This window comes from Fulvivirga lutimaris (assembly GCF_009711525.1).
Lineage (GTDB): Bacteria > Bacteroidota > Bacteroidia > Cytophagales > Cyclobacteriaceae > Fulvivirga > Fulvivirga lutimaris.
Genome location: NZ_SMLV01000169.1, coordinates 1 through 1,569, shown reverse-complemented (window position 1 = coordinate 1,569; position 1,569 = coordinate 1). Strand labels below are relative to the sequence as shown.

Genomic DNA, 1,569 nt, shown 5'->3' with positions numbered 1-1,569 from the left:
ATTTCTTGATAAAACTCCTCCGCGAGGATTCATAGTTTGTTTTCATAGTTATTAAGTGTAGTTAAAACAGTTAAGTGTTTTAAGTTAAAGTATTTTGACCTGATCAGTGTTATAACATGGTATAAAACTGCATTTAAATGGTTTAAGGCAAGATAATTGGTCTTATTGGGATAAATGACTATCTTGATTAAAACCCGAATCCCAAACACTACTATAAGGGCTTATAAAGGTCTGTAAACCAACCAACTATGATACGGATAGGCATCCTTAGTTTCTTACTCATTTTAACCACCAAAACCATGGCACAGCCTGATTTCTACCATTTGAGCGTGAACAGCGAGAATATCAAATTTACCTGCTACCTGAACGGATTTCCGGTGTATGCTTCTGAAGATGAATATGACGCGATTGTATCACTGCCGGTACAGCTGTTTTTGGTAGGTAAGAACAATACATTGAAGATAGAGGCCGAAGCGTATGATAAAAGCAAGCCCGGAATACTGGAGGCTGATGTAGCGCCATTTTCGCAAGGCGAGATGGTAGATACAGGCGGAATAGACGCTAAGCTAAGCATGGAAGTTACAGATATGAGCAGTAAGGAAATGACCTTTGATAATGAGCGGTTCGATTTCTCAGATTTGCTACTGACGGGTGACCAGCTGAAGGAAGCTGATGTAAAAGCGTTTGGCAAGAAACTGTATGGTTACCTGGTGGCTGGTGATGCCAAAGGCTTTGTAGGAGAAATGGCTGTAAAGATCAGAGACTATGCCGCCACCAATCCATATACAGAAGAGCAAATGCGTGAAGGATTAACACAGCAATTGCAGCAGACATTTTTTAGTCAGAAGCACGATGCTGTGGCTGACGATCAAATTTCTGTGGTGAGTTATAGCGATGGCAGAATTTGGGAGATAAAAATTAGGGGTGAAGAGTTTCTGAAGTACAACGAGGATGGGGGTTCTATGCAGATGCCTGTGTATGTAGGGAGCGTAAAAGGAAAACTGAGTATCGTCCGGTAGGGTGATGTTCTAATAATTTCTATTTAACATAATATAAATTATATAACATAAATAGCAAATTCCGTAATACGAGCGCAGCGAGTATTTAGCATAAATGCAGTTATTCGATACTGCGTAGCAGTTCAATAACGTCAGCATTTATGTTAAGGAATTTGCGGCTCAGCTTTTCTAAATCTTTTTATTCATGATAAATCCAGTTGAGTTATACAACGCCCAGAATAATAACCAGCCCGACCATATTTCAATACGCTCAGTATGACAAGCCAAAAACCTAATGCTCTATTTTTAACTATCCTATACCATAGGCCGGAATTGTGAAAATATGCGATGCACAGCGATTAGGAATTTGAGTCTTTATAAATCGCAACGTCATTCTGAGGATGCTGACAGACTGAAAGGCACGTCAGCAGACGTGAGAATCTCCTGAAAGTGTTATGCATTGCCCCAATCCCGAAGGCTTTCGGGACAAAAGGTCTAGCCAAAATAATCACTTCCACCCGCTGGCCTACGCACACCCCGCTATTTTGCCTTGCAGCCCTCTTAAACAGAA

The 1,569-nt window shown here is 40.7% G+C and carries 1 protein-coding gene; it reads left to right on the top strand.

Going from position 1 to position 1,569, the window contains the following annotated elements; translation table 11 throughout:
• The first annotated feature begins 248 nt into the window (after positions 1-248).
• On the top strand, positions 249-1,019 hold the full coding sequence (locus E1140_RS01300) for a hypothetical protein (protein ID WP_155178234.1): 771 nt from the start codon (positions 249-251) through the stop codon (positions 1,017-1,019).
• Positions 1,020-1,569 lie beyond the last annotated feature (550 nt).

Excerpts from the sequence above, each read along its gene's own strand:
- E1140_RS01300 (WP_155178234.1), top strand. The coding sequence starts at position 249 with ATGATACGGATAGGCATCCTTAGTTTCTTACTCATTTTAACCACCAAA.